This window comes from Ochrobactrum sp. A-1 (assembly GCF_022488005.1).
Classification (GTDB): Bacteria; Pseudomonadota; Alphaproteobacteria; order Rhizobiales; family Rhizobiaceae; genus Brucella.
Window position 1 is genome coordinate 1382249 of the sequence record NZ_JAKVQC010000004.1, and the last position, 19714, is coordinate 1401962.

The window sequence follows — 19714 nt, forward strand, 5'->3', positions numbered from 1 at the left end:
GTTATCAAAATAAAAGGCCGGAGTAAAAACTCCGGCCTTTTCGTTTTCCGTATCGATCAAACCTCTGACAGCTTTGCCGATGGCGTCGGGCGTACCCGCGCCACCACGATGACCAGCGCCAAAAAGACCAGCCCGGCACCGACGGCATAGGGCATGCCCGCAAAGACGAACGGCGCATTCATACCGGTGAACACGGCGAAAAGCTGCGTAAAGATAAGCGGGCCGATGATGGTCGTAATGCTCGACACGCTCGTCAGCGCGCCCTGCAACTCGCCTTGCGCCGACGGAGGAACCTTGCCCGCCGCAATACTGCGTAGCGGCGGATCGGCCAGACCTTCCAGCGCCGTCAGAAAGATGACTGCATAAACCATCCAGCCTTCCCATGCGATGGCGTAGCCGATCATGCCCAGACAGGAGAACAGCACACCAGTGATCGCCGTGCGCCGCTCGCCGAGCACTGGCAGAACCCGTGGCAGAACCAGCGCCATCACGAATGCGGCCCCGATACCGAAGAGCCCGAGCGACAGACCGATCTGGGCTTCGCTCCAGTTATAGCGATAAGCACCGACGAAGGACCAGACGGACGGATAGACGGCGTGGGCCAACCAGAACAGGAAGAAGACCAGAACCACCCAGCCGATGCCGGGATAGTTTCGCATCTGCTTGAGTGCGCCCAGCGGATTGGCGCGGGCGATCTGGAACGTGCGCCGGTTTTCGCGCTTCAACGTCTCCGGCAGCAGGAAATAGGCGAGGATGAAGTTGATGAAAGACAGGAACGCCGCTCCATAGAACGGAACGCGCGGACCGAATTCACCCAGCAAGCCGCCCAGAACAGGGCCGAGTGCGAAACCGACACCGAAGGCAATGCCGATCAGGCCGAAATTGCGCGCACGATTGCTGTCATCGCTGACATCGGCGATATAGGCTGATGCCGTTGCAAAGCTCGCTCCGCTGATACCTGCCAGCACACGGCCGACAAACAGCATCCAGTAGGAGACTGCGAGCGCGCAGATCAGGTTGTCGAGCGCGAAGGTGAAGATCGAGGCCAGCAGAACCGGGCGCCGCCCGAAACGGTCGCTCAGATTGCCGATCATCGGGGCGAAGAGGAACTGCATCCCGGCATAGACCAGCAAAAGCCAGCCACCATCGACGGCCGCAGTGCTGATATCCGCGCCGGTCAGCTCTTCGAGAAAAGTCGGCAGAACCGGCATGATGATCGCAATGCCGATAATGTCGAGGAACAGTGTCATAAAGACGAGTAACAAGCCCCGCCGTACAAACTGGGGATCATGCATGGGACACCTGAAATATGCTCCACGACAGACCGAGTGGAACATTCATAAATCGTGTTAATTGGAGAACTCGCGCGCCATCGCCGCTCAAAACTGAGCGTCACGCTTGTAAATCGGAAAAAGGCCGCGCCGGTACGGAAGCATTTATCTGGAAAATTATTTCGCGACAAGACGAATATTGCAGGCTTTCGACAAAAAGAATGAGTGTTTTTCCCGCATAAAGAAAAAGGCGGTAGAAACCGCCTTTTTCTACAGTAGCAGAACGATTTTAAACGTCGCCGCTAAACGTATCGCATGATTCCAACTTGCCGCTATCGAAACCGCGCTGGAACCACTTGGCGCGCTGGGCGGAGGTGCCGTGGTTGAAGCTTTCCGGCACGACATAACCCTGACTTCGGCGCTGCAGCGTGTCATCACCAATCTGGTGCGCCGCGTTCAAGGCCTCTTCAAGATCGCCTGTTTCCAGAATACCCTTCTGCTCCGTGTAGTAACCCCACACACCAGCGAAGCAATCGGCCTGAAGCTCGACGCGAACCGACATCTGGTTGGCCTGAGCTTCGCTCATCTGCTGGCGCATCTGGTTGAATTTCGGCAGAATGCCCAGAAGATTCTGGACATGGTGTCCGACTTCGTGCGCCAGGACATAGGCTTGGGCGAAATCGCCGGAAGCGCCGAAACGGTTTGCCAGTTCCTTATAGAAACTCAGATCGATGTAGAGCTTGCGATCGCCGGGGCAATAAAACGGCCCGGATGCAGCGGAAGCAAAACCGCAGGCCGAACGAACCTGCCCGGAAAACAGCACCATCGTCGGCGGCGTATAGGTCTGGCCACGCGACTTGAAAATGCCGCTCCAGACGTCTTCCGTCTCAGCCAGAACCGTACGGGCGAACTGCGTTGTCTCGTCATTGGCAACAGCGCCACCCTCGGCAGCGGTCCGTCCGGATTGTCCAGCCTGCTGGGTTACGCTCGGCCCCATGCTGCCATCCCCGAACAGGATCGGCAGCGGATCGATACCAACCGCACGCAGCACGAAGAACATCACCACCAGAATGAGAATGCCGGAAATGCCGCCGCCGCGAACGATTCGAAAACCGGGCCCGCCAAGGCCACCACCACGACCGAAGCCACCGCCTATGCCACCGTCCTGCGCTCCGCGCTGATCTTCCACATTGTCACTTTGCCTACGGCCTTGCCAGCGCATTGACCAACTCCCCTGCACCGTGCCGCCCTCAACGAAGCAGCACCAAACTATACCTGCGATTGTCGCATAAAGAGTTGGCACGGCAACATAAAAAGTAAATGGCAGCGTCAATCACAAACGAAGACTCTTTCGCAATAGTTTGGACACAGGAAAGCCTCTTCTGCTTCGACGGGCAAAAGCTGCTGCAACAAGCGCCATCAGAAGACATGCCACGAGAAATGGTGACTTCAAGCCATGGGGAAAGGCGACTTCATTCATGATGCGCCCGGGCATAAAGGCGAAGAAACCTGCACCGAGAATACCGCCCAGATAGACGCTTTTGATGATTCGAAGATGCATCTCGATCTGCCCCCTCCGGGCCGCCGCGACAGCGCGCGCGCACCCCAACAGCACCAGTATCGAAAGGACATGTATGGGACTGAACCCGGCGACGAGATTGATCTGATGAATGAAGAAGCTGGAGATTGCGGTCACGATCATCAGCATCACCCAAAGCCGTCCGAGCACTTTGTGCGATCTGGTGCCTTTGCGGCGCATGAAGATGACAAGGCCGATGATTGCAGCTGGCAAGACAGCCGCAACGTGAATTTGAATGGCGAGCGGCGCATGAAGAAGTGGTTCGAAGTTCATCGCAGGGTTCCTGTTGAATTTCCTTTCGCTTTCAACAAGACTGCGCTCGTCTCAATCGAAACGGCGTCAAATGCAGGAAAACTTCGTGAACGGCGGCCTGTTGCAATTCGCGCTTCGTGAATTGTCGACCATTCTTCGTGCGCCACGCCTCTGGGGCACCTTCATCATCGTCGTCCTGATCTTCACTATTACCGGCCCCTTCGGAACGGACCTGTCCATGCCGGTGGCGGTTCGCTTCTTTTATTGGCTCTCGGTCCAGTTTGCCGGATGGACTACGGCAATTATCTTTTCCGTCCTGGCTGATGCTTTCCTTGAACCTGTCGCAAGACACGCCTTTGCCCGCATGATGACCGGAGCAGTTGTGGCCGCCCTGCCGATCGGGCTTTGGGTTGCATTCATCGACTGGGGATTTTCCGGCAGAGCGCCGACGACTGCAGCCATCCTTGCCAATGCCGTCATTGCGCTGCCACTCAGTGCCCTGTTCTGCATTCTGGCCTATATGACGCTGCGTCATGATCTGGAAGCCGTGCCGAGAAATATTTCTGAGTCGTCACCTCCATTGCTGGCCCGGCTGAAACCGGATAATCGGGGTGCGATCCTGCGTCTCACCGCAGAAGATCACTACACACGGGTGGTCACCAGTCGGGGGCAGGAACTCGTTCTTCTGCGCTTTTCCGATGCTGTGAAAGAGGTTGGCGCGACGAGCGGACTTCAGATACATCGCTCGCACTGGATTGCCGACCGGCATGTCGCGGGATTGCGCAAAGCCAATGGCGGTTTCAGCCTGCTGACAAATGACGGCGACCTGCTGCCAGTCAGCCGCGCAAGCCAGAAATCGGCCCGTGAGCGCTTTGGTTCGGTTATAACATCCATAGAGAAAGCATAAGTGCTTTCGGCAACTACCTGTGCCTCACAATCTATACGCTAGCAATTGCGGAAATGCTCGGCACTCGTTACAGCGTGTACCGTCAATGGGGGCATAGGCGATGCAAAACCGAAAGCAGCTTTATTCGATCCAGATTTTGCGCGGTCTTGCGGCAACGGCCGTCCTGATCGCTCATACGATTGAGCATCCGCGCGCAGAAACGAACAATGCCATAACGATGCTGGGCGTTTTCGGCGTTCAACTGTTCTTCGTCATCAGCGGTTTCATCATTGCTTATGTCAATGCCGACGGTCCGTTCAGGCCCGGTGACTTTCTGCTACGCCGCGTTTTCCGCATCGTGCCGCTTTACTGGCTCTGCACGATCACGGTTTTCTTCTGCGCGCTCTATCTGCCTTCACTATTCAAGACGACGGTTCCGGAAGTAGCCTATTTCATCAAATCGCTGTTTTTCATACCCGCCGCCACACCGGGCGACCCAAGCGATTGGCGCCCGCTCTTCAAACTCGGCTGGTCGCTGAACTACGAATTGTTTTTCTATCTCGTGTTCGCCTTGTTCTGGTGGTGCAAAAATGCCTTGCAGCGTACGATCTTGCTGACAGGCATCTTCGGCGCATGTGTCATCGGAAGCTTCTTCGTCGAACCATCGGCGAGCATCGCAGCGTTCTATCTACACAAGAACCTGCTGATTCATGTGCGGCATGTGGCTGGCCGAAGCGGAAAAGCATCGCCTGTGGGAAAGAATGCCCCCTATCGCACTGGCCGGAATCGGCATCCTCGCCATAGCAGCGCTCTACGGCACCTTTTCCACCCCACTGGTCGCGTTCAACAACTTCTCCACCTATCTGATCATGTGCAGCGCGGCTGTATTGCTGGTTGTCGGTGCATTGGGCATCGAACGTTGGCTCGGCGACCTGCGAGACAATTTCTTTGTCGATCTTGGTGCAACTTCCTATTCGCTCTACCTGACCCATATGTTCGTGGTCGGTTTCGGCTGGGCGGTGATGCGCAAGCTGAACCTCGGTCCCACGCTTGAAATCGCCGGCATGGCTGCCATCGTGATTGGCGCGATCATCGCAGCAAAGATTTCCTACCGCCTGATCGAACTACCGTCGAACAGGCTCGGCCATATGCTCACAAAGCGCAAGAAGCCGTCTCTGAAGGTCGCTCAGGCAGAAGCCTGAACGGCCCGCGAAGGCTGCAGTTCGGTTATAACATCCTTAGAGAAAGCGTGAGGCGGGCAAGAATTATCGTGAATGCCCGCACTTTCTTTGAAATAAAACGATTTGTGGGGTTCCGCTTATCGAAATGATTGCCTATAAGGCCCGCTTAGCCCACAGAATTCATACGCTGCCAACCCGCCGGAAAACCGTGCGGGCTTTTCTGGCAGGCTAAGCAGCATGTCTCTCGAAAGTGGGAAGCGGTTTCGAGACCAAGACATGCTTAAAACAAGAGCATGATCCCGAAAAATGGGAACCGGTTTTCGGACAAGATCATGCGCGCGAGGAAGATAGGACGAGCGCCCATGCCGAAACGTACAGATATCAAATCGATCCTGATTATCGGCGCGGGCCCCATTGTCATCGGCCAGGCTTGTGAATTCGACTATTCGGGCACACAAGCCTGCAAGGCGTTGAAAGAGGAAGGCTACCGGATCATCCTCGTCAACTCCAACCCGGCCACGATCATGACCGATCCCGATCTGGCGGATGCGACCTATATCGAACCGATCACGCCTGAAGTGGTCGCCAAGATCATCGCCAAGGAACGCCCGGACGCGCTGCTGCCGACCATGGGCGGCCAGACCGCACTGAACACCGCATTGTCGCTGCGCCGTATGGGCGTGCTGGAGCGCTACAATGTCGAGATGATCGGCGCGAATGCAGAAGCCATCGACAAGGCGGAAGATCGCGCGCTCTTCCGTGAAGCCATGGAAAAGATCGGCCTCGATACGCCGGAATCCAGGCTCGCAAACGCCACCGAAATCAAGGACGAGGACCGCAAGCGTCACGAAGCAAAGCGCGCCGAAGTCAAGGCTCAGTTTTCGGGTGACGAGCTGGACAAGGCTCTCGACAAGCTTGAAACCGAGTGGCAGCTCGGCGAAGTCGAACGCAAGCAGCGTTACATGACGCACGCGCTCGCCAAAGCGGCGCAGGCGCTTGATGTGGTTGGCCTGCCTGCCATTATCCGCCCAAGCTTCACGCTCGGCGGTACGGGCGGCGGCATTGCCTATAACCGCCAGGAATTCTTCGAAATCATTGAGCGCGGTCTGGATGCATCGCCGACGACTGAAGTTCTGATCGAAGAGTCGGTTCTTGGCTGGAAAGAATATGAAATGGAAGTCGTCCGCGACAAGGCGGACAACTGCATCATCATCTGCTCGATTGAAAACCTCGATCCGATGGGCGTTCACACCGGCGACTCAATCACCGTTGCGCCCGCGCTGACGCTGACCGACAAAGAATACCAGATCATGCGTAACGCCTCGATTGCGGTGCTGCGCGAGATCGGCGTCGAAACCGGTGGCTCCAACGTGCAGTTCGCGATCAACCCGGCCAATGGCCGTATGATCGTCATTGAAATGAACCCGCGCGTGTCGCGTTCTTCGGCGCTCGCTTCCAAGGCGACCGGCTTCCCGATTGCAAAGGTTGCGGCCAAGCTCGCCGTCGGCTACACGCTCGATGAGCTGGATAACGACATTACCGGCGGTGCGACGCCTGCCTCGTTCGAACCGTCGATCGACTATGTGGTCACCAAGATCCCGCGTTTTGCTTTCGAGAAGTTCCCAGGTTCCTCGCCGATCCTGACCACTGCCATGAAGTCGGTCGGTGAAGTCATGGCCATTGGCCGTACTTTCCAGGAAAGCTTGCAGAAGGCACTGCGCGGTCTGGAAACCGGCCTGACGGGTCTCGATGAAATCGCCATTCCAAACATCGAGGAAGGCGACGAAAAGAACGCTATCCGCGCTGCCATCGGCACGCCGACGCCGGATCGTCTGCGCATGGTCGCGCAGGCAATGCGTCTCGGCCTGACCACCGAGCAGGTGCACGACGCATCGAAGATCGACCCTTGGTTCCTCGAGCAGATCGAAGCCATTGTGAAGACCGAAGAGCGCATCCGCGAACACGGCCTGCCGCAGGACGCTGAAAACCTGCGCATGTTGAAGTCCATGGGCTTCTCCGACGCACGCCTCGCAAGCCTGACCGGCAAGGACGCGGAAGACGTGGCCAAACTGCGTGGCGAGCTCGACGTGCATCCGGTCTATAAGCGCATCGACACCTGCGCTGCCGAATTCGCTTCGCCGACCGCCTACATGTACTCGACTTATGAAACGCCATTTGTCGGCCAGCCACGCTCGGAAGCCGAAGTCTCAGATCGCAAGAAAGTCGTCATCCTCGGCGGCGGTCCGAACCGTATCGGTCAGGGCATCGAGTTCGATTATTGCTGCTGCCATGCGGCTTTCGCGCTCAATGATGCCGATTACGAAGCCATCATGATCAACTGCAACCCGGAAACGGTTTCAACCGACTATGATACGTCGGACCGCCTCTATTTCGAACCGCTGACTGCAGAAGACGTGCTGGAAATCCTGCGCGTTGAACAGGAGAAGGGCACACTTCACGGCGTTATCGTGCAGTTTGGCGGCCAGACCCCGCTCAAGCTCGCCAATGCGCTTGAAAAGGCCGGCATCCCGATCCTCGGCACGTCGCCTGACGCCATCGACCTTGCGGAAGATCGCGACCGGTTCCAGAAGCTTCTCATCAAGCTCGATCTCAACCAGCCGAAGAACGGTATCGCCTATTCGGTCGAACAGGCCCGCCTCGTCGCCGCCGATCTGGGCTTCCCGCTTGTCGTGCGCCCGTCCTATGTTCTGGGTGGCCGCGCCATGCAGATCATCCATGATGAACGTTCCTTGCAGAACTATCTGCTCGACACCGTGCCGGAACTGGTCCCGGAAGACATCAAGGCCAAGTATCCGAACGACAAAACCGGCCAGATCAACACGCTGCTCGGCAAGAACCCGCTTCTGTTCGACACCTACCTGACCGAAGCCATCGAAGTGGACGTCGACTGCCTGTGCGACGGCAAGGACAGCTTTGTCGCCGGTATCATGGAGCATATCGAGGAAGCCGGCATTCATTCCGGTGACTCTGCCTGCTCGCTGCCGGTGCATACGCTTTCGCCTGAAATCGTTGCCGAACTGGAACGCCAGACGGCAGCGCTTGCCAAGGCGCTTCATGTCGGCGGCTTGATGAACGTCCAGTTCGCCATCAAGGACGGCGAAATCTTCATTCTCGAAGTCAACCCGCGTGCATCGCGTACGGTTCCGTTCGTCGCCAAGACGGTCGGCACCCCGATCGCCAAGGTTGCAGCCCGCGTCATGGCTGGTGAAAGCCTGGAAGCCGCACTCGGCGCCTATGGCGGCAAGCCGAAGACACCTTCCCGCCCACATATCGCAGTCAAGGAAGCCGTGTTCCCGTTCGCTCGTTTCCCCGGCGTCGATACGCTGCTTGGACCGGAAATGCGCTCGACCGGCGAAGTCATGGGCCTCGATTACGACTATGCGCTGGCTTTCGCGAAGGCACAGCTTGGCGCAGGTGTGGAACTGCCGCGTGAAGGTACGGTCTTCGTTTCTGTTCGCGACGAAGACAAGGAACGCGTGCTCGGCCCGGTCCGCCTGCTGGCAAGCATCGGCTTCAAGGTCATGGCAACCGGCGGAACGCAGAAGTTCCTCGAAGCCAACGGCGTCGAGTCGACCAAGATCAACAAGGTCATCGAAGGCCGTCCGCATGTGGAAGATGCGATTCGCAATCGCCAGATCCATCTCGTCTTCAACACCACGGACAGCGCCAGCGCAGTTTCCGATAGCAAGTCGATCCGCCGCGCAACGCTGATGCAGAAGCTGCCTTACTACACGACCATGGCCGGAGCGGAAGCCGCCGCCGAAGCCATCGCCGCCCTTAAGGCCGGATCGCTGGAAGTTCGCCCGCTGCAGGACTACTTCCGCTAATCACGTCGATATCGATGCAAAAAGCCGCCGGGTGACCGGCGGCTTTTTCATGCGGTTTTCAAGGCCGGCAATTCCAGAGGTTTTCCGGAAGGATCGTCTTCCAGATTGACTTGCTGCGTGAAAAGCCCGTCGTGCAGATGCGGCTTGCCGAGATGAATGACGGCAGCGTCTTTCAGTTCACTGTTCAGCATGTCGCGAATCCGGTCGTAGGCTTCGGCATCAAGGCCGTCGAGCGCGCCATCGATGACGATCCACTCGGGCTTCTGCAGGATCAGGCGGGCGAAAGCGATACATTGGCGCTCATCGTCGGTAAGAACACGATCCCAGCGCGCAACGCGATCAAGGCTCGTGGAAAGCCGTTCAAGCCCGGCCCGCCGCAGCACATTCTCCAAGTCCTCTTCCGAAAACTTCTTGATATCAAGCGGATAGACAATCACACCCTTGAGGTTGCCGGGTGGAAAATAAGGTGCGCGCGGCATGAAGGCGACACCATCGCCTGCGGGCATACCGATCCGCCCCTCGCCCCACGGCCAAAGCCCGCCCAATGCGCGGAACAAGAGCGTTCTCTGCGTCTCGGTTCCACCCGTAACTAGCACCCGCTCGCCGGGCTTTACCGAAAAGGCCTTGCGGGAAAGCTTCAGGCACAGATCGGGAGCGGCGATGGAAACGCCGTCCAGTGTCAGCCTGTCATTATCATTCGTCGCAAGATCAATCTGCCGGTCCAGATGGCCGAGTTCGTCCATACGCAGCACCGCCTGCCGGAAGCTCGCGACGCGCAGCAGCGTCGCCCGCCAGTCCGCAATCGCCCCGAAATTATCGACAAACCAGCGCAGCGAATTGTGCACCTGCGTAAACGCGCCGACGGCCATCATCAGGCCACCGAAGGTCAGCCCACCGGAGAAATAGACCGGCGCCGCCACGAGGATCGGCGCAACGATTGTCAGCCAGCCGTAACCGGCGGTCACCCATGTAAGCCGCGTCGTGGCGGAAACGATCTTGCGAATCGCACCCAACACTGCATCGATATCCAGATCAAGGCGGCGTCTCTCATCCCCTTCGCCACGCGACAGGGTGACGGCATCCAGATGTTCGTTGACCCGCATCAGCGATGCGCGGAAATCCGCTTCTCGCGCATAGCGATTAGCATTGATATTAACCAGACTGCGCCCGACGATCCATGTCAGCCACGAAGCGGAAGCCGCATAGATGATGACCGCCCAGACCATATAGCCGGGAATCGAAAAACTGTAGCCCGCGACATGAAACACAAAGCCACTCGACAGCGACCATAGAACACCGACGAAACTCACCAGAATGACGGTCGACTGAAGAAGATTTATGCCAAGATTGCACGAAGTTTCCGCGAGGTGACGTGCATCTTCATGCAGGCGCTGATCAGGATTAATGCCAATTTCACCCGCATTGGCGAGACGAAATGCCCGGCCCGGTACGAGCCATTGGCCCACCAGATCACGCGCCAATCCCTCACGCATCTTGAGTGCAAACATCTGATTGAGCCAGGTTTGCGATACGTTGAGCACAAGCAGGCTGCCCGCGATCCCGAAAAAAACCATCAGCTGGTGAAAGAAAGCCTGTAGATCCCGACGGGAGAGCGCATCGTAGAAAGGTTCGTTCCAGCGGTTGATGGCGACCTGCCCGACGGCGATCAGCACGACAAGAACGAAAATGCCGGTGCCGAGCGCAATCAGCGTATTGCGCACGGGCGAGATCATAAAAGCCCCGACCATCATCGAGACCTGGGAGAAAAGATCGGTCCCGTCACGCGAAGGAGCACCGCCGATCAACTTCGCCGAACTCTTGCGCAAGCGCTCGGTAACGCTGCGCCTGGGCTTTCTGCGGCGGCGCTCCTTTTTTGGCGCGCTCTGCTTCGTCTTGTCCTTATCTGGTTCAGACGTCATGTCCTGCCTCGCTGCCAATCCGCCCGCTCAATTTTGCAGATATGTTTGCAACATGCGCATTATGTACGTCATGCGGAAGTCAAAGATAGGAGATCAGCACGCTTTTCCGGCAAACCAGCTATAATGGCCCACAACAATATGCGGGTTTAGGAAAAAACCGTCCGCTGTAATCATGGCCTGCGCTCCAACCCTACCGGAAAATTCCATGGCCATTACAATTCAGCCCATCAACAAAGTGCTCATTTGTGCAACTTGGAACGGCCGCCTTCTGGTTTTTGAAGAACCGGATTTTCCTGAAACGCCGCTTCAGGTGCCGGGTGGTACGGTCGATGCAGGAGAAGATATTCTCGCGGCCGCCTATCGCGAATTCGCCGAAGAAACAGGGCTTTTCTACAACGACGGCATGATCCATCTCGAAACTATCGATTATGATTATCCCGAACGGGGACGGACCGAGCTTCACCGCCGCCACTGCTTTCATTTGCAATTGAGACGGGCCACGCCTGAAACCTGGGACCATTATGAAATGACGCCATGCGATGGCAGCGCCCCGATTCTGTTGCGGCTGTTCTGGCTCGACCGTTTGAGTGCGCAAAACCGGCTCGGGCTGGGCATGGCAGAAAGCCTGAGTAAAATCAGTTTCTAGCTAGCATTCTAGCTGTCTTGTATTGGTCAAATTTGTCGCATATAGTTAGCGCATCGATTTTTCGGTCAAGTGACTTTGCGACCCGTGCGGCCCGCCGTGCTTCCTGACGATCTCCTGTCCATAAATTCGATTCACAGGGACGTGTGCGAAGCATACGGACTACTCTACTACTAATGTTACAAAGGAATTTCCCATGGCTACGGGAACAGTTAAGTGGTTCAACACGACCAAGGGCTTCGGCTTCATTCAGCCTGATCAGGGCGGCACGGACGTTTTCGTTCACATCTCCGCCGTTCAGCGCGCTGGTCTGGCCACGCTCGATGAAGGCCAGAAGGTTTCGTACGAAATCGTACAGGACCGTCGTTCGGGCCGTTCGTCTGCCGACAATCTGGTCGCAGCATAAGTTTTGCCGCAAGGCAGAGAAAAGGCGGGTCTTCGGGCCCGCCTTTTTTATTTGCCTGCCTTACTCAGCCTCTCGCCAGCGCGCTTGCACCCAGAATCAAGGCCGCGATCAGCGCCGCGACGGTGCGAACGTGATTCCATATGGTCCAGTCGCGTACATAAGCGAGCCAGACATCCGGCGAAGCGGCGGCATTGGCATCCATCACGGCAAGCTGGTTGTTCAGCGGCACATTCAAAGCCATCGTGACGCCAATAGTGCCGACGAGATAGACGGCAGCACCGATCATCGTCCATTTCGACAAGCCTCCGAAGCCCATCAATCCCAGTACGATAATCGCCAGACACAACAATGCCGTGCCAAAGAAGACGGCAAAGAACGTGCCATTAATGACGGTGATGTTGATCGACTGCATAGCCGTTATGCCCGCATTGGCCGGAATGCGCGCCAGCGCGGCCATCACGAAACTTGAAAACGCATAGAAAATGCCACCGGTAATCGCGCTTCCCCATGCTGTCAGCAGAACAAGCAATTGAAAACTCATTGTCATGATTATCCCTCCCATATGCCTTCAACGGCAGCCTTGCGCGCAAAATCCGCAAACCGGCGCGGCTTTCGCCCAAGGGCTTCCTCCACGCCATGCGCCACATTGGCGTTGCGGCCATCGAAAAGTTCGGTGAAAAGATAGCGCAAAAGCGTGATGACATCTTCCGGCAATGCCTGTTCACGCAATGCAGCCTCATAATCGGCGAATGAGACCGGATGAAACGACAGCTTTCGACCTGTCGCTCCGGCGATTTCGCTCACAGCCTCGTTGAAGCTGAACAGTTCCGGCCCGGTCAGCTCATAGAGCCGGTTGCGATGCCCCGCTTCGGTCAGCGCGGCAACCGCCACATCCGCAATGTCGTCGGCATCGATAAAAGGTTCTTTGGTCGGTCCGACCGGCAAGGTCAGCGAGCCTGAAAGCAACTCGTCCCGCATGTAGTTTTCGCTGAAATTCTGCATGAACCAGCTGGCGCGCAACACGGTCCAGTCCAGCCCGGACGCCTGCAGAACCTGTTCTGCAGCTTCCGCCTCCTCCTCACCCCGCCCGGATAGAAGCGCGACATGCTTCACACCTGCCTTCTTTGCCGCCGAAAGAAATGCGCGGATGACATCAACGGCGCCCGGCAAGGCAATATCCGGCTGGTATGTCACATAGGCGCTGTCGATACCGTCAAGCGCCGCAGCCCAGGTGGACTGGCTGTTCCAGTCAAAGGGAATCTCGGTGCTCCGCGATACGGCCCGAACTGAAAGCCCCTTCTGCCGCAACTTTTCCGCGACGCGCCTGCCGGTTTTGCCGGTAGCACCAATCACCAGATAACGATCGTCAGGATACGTATTCATCTTCCTTCTCCCAAAATATGAGTAACCCTCATATTTGCAATATGTGAGTAATCCTCATATTCTGTCAAGAGAGAAAAATTGTGAGTCGGTCATGAAGCAGAATTCCGCCAAGCAAGCAGAGACAACCAGCGCACCGATCCTGCGCCGCACGCCCAGCCAGAGCCGCGCACAGGAAAAGATTCGACGCATCGCTGAATGCGCCACGGCGCTGATCGCCGCCAAGGGCAGCGACAGCCTCAAGATGAGTGAAATCGCCCAGCAGGCCGGTATCTCCATCGGCGCGCTCTATCAGTATTTTCCCGATAAAAGCGCCCTGATCCGCTACCTGTTTGAAAGCTGCAATGCGCAATCGCGCCAGTGCATCGCGGAAGGGCTTGCAGCAGCCAGTTCGGCTGACGAGTTGATCGTCGCCTTCAATGCACTGATCGATGAATATCTGACCCTGATGCGGCTGGAACCGGCGATGCGCGACATCTGGTCGGCGACCCAGACAGACAAGTCTCTGTCAAAACTGGAAATTGCCGAAAGCAGGCAGAACGGCCAGCTGCTGGCCGATACGATCCGCCGGATCGCCCCCGGCAAGCTGCCGGCGCAACTCGACGAAACCGCCTTCCTGCTGATGCATTTTGGCGAATCCACCATGCGCATCGCGGTCGAGGTTTCGGAAAACGAATGCCATGCGCTGATAGACGCCTACAAGGTCATGGCCACGCGCAGCTTGCGCGACCTGATGGTGGAATAGGACTTCACGGCAGCCAGTCGATCGGCACATGCCCCTTGTCGCTGGCCACGCGCTGCAACCATTCACGCACAGCGGGATAGTGCCGCATATTGAAACCACCCAGATGCGCTTGATGCGTGTAGGCATAGAGCGCGATATCGGCCACCGTATAATTGTCACCCGCGATGAACGGCGTTTTCTTCAGCTGGGTTTCCATCACGGCCAGCGCCTTTTCGCCGCCGGCCAGCGTGGAAGCGAGGCGTTCCGTTGTCGCATCGCGAGACCGCTCTGGATAAACCATCAATGCCCGGCGTACTGCGATATAAGGTTCGTGGCTATATTGTTCAAAGAAAAGCCACTGATAGACCAGTGCGCGTTCATAAGCGTCTTTCGGCAAAAAGGGCGTCCCCTCGGCCAGATGCAGAAGAATGGCATTCGATTCAGCGAGAAAACGGCCGTCTTCCAGTTCCAGCAACGGAACCTTACCGTTCGGGTTCTTGACCAGATATTCAGGCGTGCGCGTCGATCCATCAAGCGAGGAGACCGCGACATGGCGAAAGGGCCTACCGATTTTTGCCAGAAGCAGGCGGGGTTTGTAGCAATTACCGGAATCGGCGTGCTCATAAAGCGTCAGCATGGTCATCTCCTGTTCTGCCGCAATATTTCTGCCCGTCCGCCTCCTGTCCAATCAGTTTCTTTGCGATAATATGTCAGCATTGCTGATGGATTTGTTCGTTTCGGCAACACATTTTCGCGAAATCAAGCAATTGCCGATGAAATCACAATCCATCTGTTGCGCTTCCTGCGCCGATGGGACATAGAAAACCCGCAAAACCGGACCTGCCCGGTGCCGGTTAACAGAGCCTGCCATCTATGGAGATCTATCATGGCATTTCTCGCCGACGCCCTTTCTCGTGTAAAGCCATCTGCGACCATCGCGGTCAGCCAGAAAGCACGTGAACTGAAAGCCAAGGGCAAGGACGTGATTGGTCTTGGTGCGGGCGAGCCCGACTTCGACACGCCCACGAATATCAAGCAGGCTGCCATCGACGCGATCAACCGCGGCGAAACGAAATACACGCCTGTTGCCGGTATCCCCGAACTGCGTCAGGCCATCGTCGCCAAGTTCAAGCGTGAAAACGGCCTCGATTACAAGCCGGAACAGGTCATCGTCGGCACTGGTGGCAAGCAGATTCTGTTCAACGCCTTCATGGCAACGCTGAACCCCGGCGATGAAGTCATCGTTCCTGCTCCTTACTGGGTCAGCTATCCGGAAATGGTGGCGATCAACGGCGGCAACCCGGTTTTCATCAACACGAAGATCGAAGACAATTTCAAGCTGACGGCCGCCGATCTGGAAAAGGCGATCACGCCGAAGACCAAGTGGCTGATCTTCAACTCGCCGTCGAACCCGACCGGCGCGGCTTACACGGAAGCAGAACTCAAGTCCCTGACCGACGTTCTGGTTCGTCATCCGCATGTCTGGATCCTGACCGACGACATGTATGAGCATCTGGTCTATGGCGACTTCGTCTTCACGACGCCTGCTCAGGTCGAGCCTTCGCTTTATGACCGCACGCTCACCATGAACGGCGTTTCCAAGGCCTATGCCATGACCGGCTGGCGTATCGGCTACGCAGCAGGACCACTGCAACTCATCAAGGCCATGGATATGGTGCAGGGCCAGCAGACCTCGGGCGCTTGCTCCATCGCACAGTGGGCCGCAGTCGAAGCCCTCAACGGCACCCAGGATTTCATCCCGGAAAACAAGAAGATCTTCCAGGCCCGTCGCGATCTGGTCGTGTCAATGCTCAATCAGGCCAAGGGCATCAAGTGCCCGACGCCGGAAGGTGCTTTCTACGTCTATCCGTCCTGCGCTGACCTGATCGGCAAGAAGACGGAAGCTGGCAAGGTCATCGAGACAGACGAAGACTTCGTCACCGAACTGCTGGAAGCTGAAGGCGTCGCCGTTGTTCATGGTTCGGCTTTCGGACTCGGACCGAACTTCCGCATTTCCTATGCAACGTCGGATACGCTGCTTGAAGAAGCCTGCACCCGCATCCAGCGCTTCTGTGCAAGCCTGCGCTAAACACTTCAGGCACAGAATGACCAAGGGGCCGAAAGGCCCCTTTTTCATATCCAGATTTTGGGAAAATCCGCGCTCCGGCAAAAAGCCAAAAAAAAAAGCCAGACAAATGTCTGGCTTTGAGTTTTGAAGGTGCCTTTGAGGCAAACCTCCAGAGGGGAACACTCAGCCTGCGCAAATGGGAGGAGGAAACGCAGCACTGAGATGATCTTTATATGCCTGTTGCCCATTGTTTTTGCAATGCAACTTTAGCGCAATGCAGCTATGCGTTTTACGCATGTCTAGATCAGGGCATAAATCAATTCAAAAACAATAGGTTACGGAGATACAAATTACTTCGTAATATTATAATGTGCAGATTGATCGCCTAAAGCATGAGCAGTGGCGAAACAACGATGCCTCCAAATTTGGCAAATCACCCTTTTTGAGTCGCTCCAAGCAGATGTCATGCAACTGTCACTGCAGTGCAGCGGGCTTGTCATACAACGCGCCTAAAAGCCCCGGCAAGATGCCGCGCACAATGCGCTCGGCGGAGTGCAGCACAAGAAAAAGTGCTGCGACAAGAGACAGACCCGAGAAGGAGCGTACCCGTGCGGATCGTTCAGATTACAGACACCCACCTCAGCCCCATCAAGCCGCACTTCAACCGCAACTGGGAACCGCTCGTTGCCTGGATCGATCAGCAGAAACCGGATCTCATCATCCATACCGGCGACCTTACAGTCGACGGCGCCGATGTGGAGGCCGACCTTCTGTTCTGCCGTGCCTGCCTGAACGAACTTCCCGCCCGCGTTCTCAGCCTTCCGGGCAATCACGACATCGGCCACCTTCCCGAAAGCCGTCAGCCGGTCAATTCGCAGCGCCTGATGCGCTGGCGCCGCCATATCGGCCCGGATCGCTGGGCGGAAAACTTCGGCAACTGGCGCATCATCGGCCTCAACAGCCTTATCATCGGCTCCGACGAAGCCGAAGAAGCGGAACAGTTTCAGTGGCTCGAAGACAAATTGAAGAATAGCGATGGCAAGCCCGTCGCTGTCTTCGCCCACAAGCCGCTCTTTGTGGACGACCCGGAAGAAGGCGACAGCGGTTACTGGGGTATTCGCCCTGTTCCGCGCCAGCGTCTTTATGATCTTTTCGCGCAATATAATGTGCGGCTTCATGCCAGCGGTCACCTGCATCGTGCCTGGTCGGGCGATGCTTTCGGCACGAACTATGTCTGGGCTCCTGCCGCTGCCTTCATCGTCGGGCCAATGGAACGCGACCTGCCCGGCGAGCGCATTCTCGGCGCTGCCATTCACGATCTCGACGAGGTTGCGACAAGCAGCATCGTCCGCATCGATGAGCTGACGCCCTATGTCATCGATGACGTGGTGCATGAAGTCTATCCCCACCACTCCGGCGATGGCGAGAAAGTCACCGAGGAGGCAAGCCAGTGAGCACGCTCGTCCTTCGCGACATCGGCAAATCCTACGGGGGCAACCGCATTCTCGATGGCATTTCCATCGAAGCCGCGGAAGGTGAATTCATCGCCCTCGTTGGCCCGTCGGGCTGCGGCAAGAGTACATTGCTGCGTATTCTCGCCGGTCTCGACCATGCGGATGAAGGAAGCGTGGAGCTGGCAGGGCGTAACATAACCGGCGCTCACCCTGCCGATCGGAACATCGCCATGGTGTTTCAGTCCTACGCGCTCTATCCCCATCTGACCACGGCACAGAATATCGCGGTGCCGCTGGCAATGCGAGATCTAACCGCATTGGAACGCCTGCCCATGATCGGCGCTTTCATTCCCGGCCAGCGCAGCAAGCGCGCCGCCATCCAAAAGCAGGTCAAGACAACCGCAACGAGCCTCAAGATCGATCATCTGCTCGACCGCAAGCCGGGCCAGATGTCCGGCGGCCAGCGCCAGCGCGTCGCCCTTGCCCGCGCGCTCGTCCGCCAGCCCGGCGCATTCCTGATGGATGAGCCGCTATCGAACCTCGATGCCAATCTGCGCGTTCACACCCGCGCGGAAATCGTTGAACTGCATCGCCGCGCCGGTGTCCCCACAATCTACGTTACCCACGACCAGGCCGAAGCACTCAGCATGGCCGACCGTGTAGCGGTGATGATGGGCGGCAAACTGCTCCAGATCGACACGCCGATTGCGATCTATAACGATCCACGCCATATCGAGGTCGCGCAATTCATCGGCACGCCGCGCATCAATATTCTGGAAGCGTTGGTCAGCGATAATGGCATGGTGCATTTTGCAGGCCGTGCCATCCTGCAGGACGTCGCCGCCCATTCCGGCACCGCTATCCGCATTGGCATTCGTCCGGAACATTTCCAGCTCAAGCCGCACGACAAGACAGGCATAGCGGGCACGGTTTCGCGGATCGAATTTCTCGGCTCGGAAGTTCTCGTCTATCTCAAAGCTCCCGGCGCTTCGCACGACCTCACCGTGAAGCTTTCCCCCGAGGAAGCCCGCGACATCGTCGTCGGCCTGCCCGTGGGCCTGCATTTCGATGCCAGCAACGCTTACCTCTTCGGAGAAGATGGCCTGCGCCTGCGCCAGCCCACCGGAAATATCGTCAAGCTTGCGTCACCGGTAAAGGCTGCCGCTCATGTCTAATATGACGCTCTCTAGCTCTACAGCCATTGGCGCACGCACGGCGGCTGAGGAAGCCCGTCGCCGCGAAGAACGGCTGGCCTGGAAACTGGCAGCTCCGGCCATTATTCTTACAGTATTGCTGATTCTCCTGCCGACAGCCGCCGTCATTTTCTGGAGCCTAACCAATTTCGAGCTTGGCTATGACGGTTTTGAATTCATTGGACTGGAAAACTATGCCGAACTCTTCAGCGACCGGACGTTTCTGATCTCGCTGAAGAACACCGCCATCTATACCGCGATCGTAGCGCCTGCTTCCGTCTTTCTCGGTCTCGGCGTAGCCCTCCTCATCGAAGGCGAAGTTCGTGGCAAGTCCTTCTTCCGCACCGTCTATTTTCTGCCGGTCGCTTCGCTCCTCGTCGCCATGGCAACCGTCTGGCAATATCTGCTGCATCCAACACTTGGCCCCGTCAATGCCATGCTGGGCATGATCGGCATTGCCGGCCCCAACTGGCTTGGCTCCAGCGAGACGGTGCTGCTCAGCCTCGCATTGATCGGCATCTGGCAGAGCGTCGGCTTCAACATGGTGCTGTTTCTGGCCGGTCTCACGGCCATCCCGCGAGAACTCTATTCGGCTGCTGAAGTGGACGGCGTGAAAAACAGCTGGGAACGCTTCCGACTGGTCACATGGCCCCTGCTCGGCCCCACCACGCTTTTTGTCACGACGATCAGCATCATCAATGCCGTGAAGGTGTTCGAGACGGTCAAGACGCTGACCGAGGGCGGCCCGAACAAGGCTTCGGAAGTGTTGCTCTGGACGATCTATCAGGAAGGCTTCGTCTATCTGCGCGTCGGCTATGCCTCGGCGATGACGGTGATCTTTCTCGCGGTCCTCGTGATCCTGATGATGTTGCAATTCCGCGTGCTGGACCGCCGCACCCACTATTGAGGA

The 19714-nt window shown here is 57.2% G+C and carries 17 protein-coding genes and 2 pseudogenes; 12 read left to right on the forward strand and 7 right to left on the reverse strand.

Annotated features, from left to right (window positions below; genetic code table 11):
- Positions 1-56 precede the first annotated feature (56 nt).
- From MKS82_RS16200 to MKS82_RS16210, 3 genes are all read right to left on the reverse strand, one after another.
- Positions 57-1295, reverse strand: coding sequence for a TCR/Tet family MFS transporter (locus MKS82_RS16200; RefSeq protein ID WP_109987187.1), 1239 nt, complete (start codon positions 1293-1295; stop codon positions 57-59).
- A gap of 265 nt (positions 1296-1560) precedes the next feature.
- A complete protein-coding gene (gene ypfJ, locus MKS82_RS16205) occupies positions 1561-2493 on the reverse strand; it encodes a KPN_02809 family neutral zinc metallopeptidase (RefSeq protein WP_109987188.1) in 933 nt (310 codons plus the stop codon).
- Between the two features lie 111 nt (positions 2494-2604).
- Positions 2605-3123: a DUF2306 domain-containing protein gene (locus MKS82_RS16210; protein WP_109987189.1), complete on the reverse strand. Its 519-nt coding sequence runs from the start codon at positions 3121-3123 to the stop codon at positions 2605-2607.
- Between the two features lie 85 nt (positions 3124-3208).
- Between MKS82_RS16210 and MKS82_RS16215 the strand changes: the two genes are divergently transcribed.
- The 4 genes and pseudogenes from MKS82_RS16215 (at position 3209) to carB (ending at position 9017) form a co-directional block, all read left to right on the forward strand.
- Positions 3209-4009, forward strand: a complete 801-nt coding sequence (locus tag MKS82_RS16215) for a LytTR family DNA-binding domain-containing protein (protein ID WP_240579003.1) — start codon at positions 3209-3211, stop codon at positions 4007-4009.
- Between the two features lie 100 nt (positions 4010-4109).
- A pseudogene (locus MKS82_RS29530) lies at positions 4110-4583 on the forward strand (acyltransferase family protein); the annotation flags it as partial.
- A gap of 115 nt (positions 4584-4698) precedes the next feature.
- On the forward strand, positions 4699-5190 hold the full coding sequence (locus MKS82_RS29535; RefSeq protein ID WP_276313336.1) for an acyltransferase family protein: 492 nt from the start codon (positions 4699-4701) through the stop codon (positions 5188-5190).
- Between the two features lie 341 nt (positions 5191-5531).
- Positions 5532-9017, forward strand: a complete 3486-nt coding sequence (carB, locus tag MKS82_RS16225; protein WP_109987191.1) for a carbamoyl-phosphate synthase large subunit — start codon at positions 5532-5534, stop codon at positions 9015-9017.
- A gap of 47 nt (positions 9018-9064) precedes the next feature.
- Here carB and MKS82_RS16230 read toward each other — a convergent pair whose 3' ends face one another.
- Positions 9065-10936 (reverse strand): ABC transporter ATP-binding protein/permease, encoded by a 1872-nt coding sequence (locus MKS82_RS16230; RefSeq protein WP_109987192.1) that lies wholly within the window; start codon positions 10934-10936, stop codon positions 9065-9067.
- Between the two features lie 205 nt (positions 10937-11141).
- Here MKS82_RS16230 and MKS82_RS16235 point away from each other — a divergent pair, with 205 nt between their 5' ends.
- Positions 11142-11582, forward strand: a complete 441-nt coding sequence (locus tag MKS82_RS16235; RefSeq protein WP_109987193.1) for an NUDIX hydrolase — start codon at positions 11142-11144, stop codon at positions 11580-11582.
- A gap of 193 nt (positions 11583-11775) precedes the next feature.
- Positions 11776-11985 carry a cold-shock protein gene (locus MKS82_RS16240; RefSeq protein WP_006471898.1) on the forward strand — a complete coding sequence of 70 codons (210 nt, stop codon included), beginning with the start codon at positions 11776-11778 and terminating at the stop codon, positions 11983-11985.
- A gap of 64 nt (positions 11986-12049) precedes the next feature.
- On the opposite strand, the gene MKS82_RS16245 is transcribed toward MKS82_RS16240, so the two are convergent.
- Together MKS82_RS16245 and MKS82_RS16250 are read right to left on the reverse strand one after the other, a co-directional pair.
- Positions 12050-12532 (reverse strand): anthrone oxygenase family protein, encoded by a 483-nt coding sequence (locus MKS82_RS16245; RefSeq protein ID WP_109987194.1) that lies wholly within the window; start codon positions 12530-12532, stop codon positions 12050-12052.
- 2 nt (positions 12533-12534) lie between these two features.
- On the reverse strand, positions 12535-13368 hold the full coding sequence (locus MKS82_RS16250) for an NAD(P)H-binding protein (protein WP_109987195.1): 834 nt from the start codon (positions 13366-13368) through the stop codon (positions 12535-12537).
- Between the two features lie 91 nt (positions 13369-13459).
- Between MKS82_RS16250 and MKS82_RS16255 the strand changes: the two genes are divergently transcribed.
- Positions 13460-14110: a TetR/AcrR family transcriptional regulator gene (locus MKS82_RS16255; RefSeq protein ID WP_109987196.1), complete on the forward strand. Its 651-nt coding sequence runs from the start codon at positions 13460-13462 to the stop codon at positions 14108-14110.
- 4 nt (positions 14111-14114) lie between these two features.
- Here the strand turns inward: MKS82_RS16255 and MKS82_RS16260 are convergent, their stop codons facing one another.
- Positions 14115-14726, reverse strand: a complete 612-nt coding sequence (locus MKS82_RS16260; protein ID WP_109987197.1) for a glutathione S-transferase family protein — start codon at positions 14724-14726, stop codon at positions 14115-14117.
- Between the two features lie 249 nt (positions 14727-14975).
- Between MKS82_RS16260 and MKS82_RS16265 the strand changes: the two genes are divergently transcribed.
- The 5 genes and pseudogenes from MKS82_RS16265 to MKS82_RS16285 all read left to right on the forward strand — a co-directional run bounded on the left by MKS82_RS16265 (position 14976) and on the right by MKS82_RS16285 (position 19711).
- Positions 14976-16178 carry a pyridoxal phosphate-dependent aminotransferase gene (locus MKS82_RS16265; RefSeq protein WP_109987198.1) on the forward strand — a complete coding sequence of 401 codons (1203 nt, stop codon included), beginning with the start codon at positions 14976-14978 and terminating at the stop codon, positions 16176-16178.
- 16 nt (positions 16179-16194) lie between these two features.
- Positions 16195-16383: pseudogene (locus MKS82_RS16270) on the forward strand (hypothetical protein).
- Between the two features lie 382 nt (positions 16384-16765).
- Positions 16766-17611, forward strand: coding sequence for a metallophosphoesterase family protein (locus tag MKS82_RS16275; protein WP_109987199.1), 846 nt, complete (start codon positions 16766-16768; stop codon positions 17609-17611).
- Entirely contained in the window at positions 17608-18786 is a 1179-nt protein-coding gene (locus MKS82_RS16280; protein WP_109987200.1) for an ABC transporter ATP-binding protein, read from the forward strand. Before MKS82_RS16275 ends, MKS82_RS16280 begins: the two co-directional genes overlap by 4 nt.
- Entirely contained in the window at positions 18779-19711 is a 933-nt protein-coding gene (locus tag MKS82_RS16285) for a carbohydrate ABC transporter permease (protein ID WP_445558080.1), read from the forward strand. The genes MKS82_RS16280 and MKS82_RS16285 overlap by 8 nt, the downstream gene beginning before the upstream one ends.
- The last annotated feature ends 3 nt before the right edge of the window (positions 19712-19714 follow it).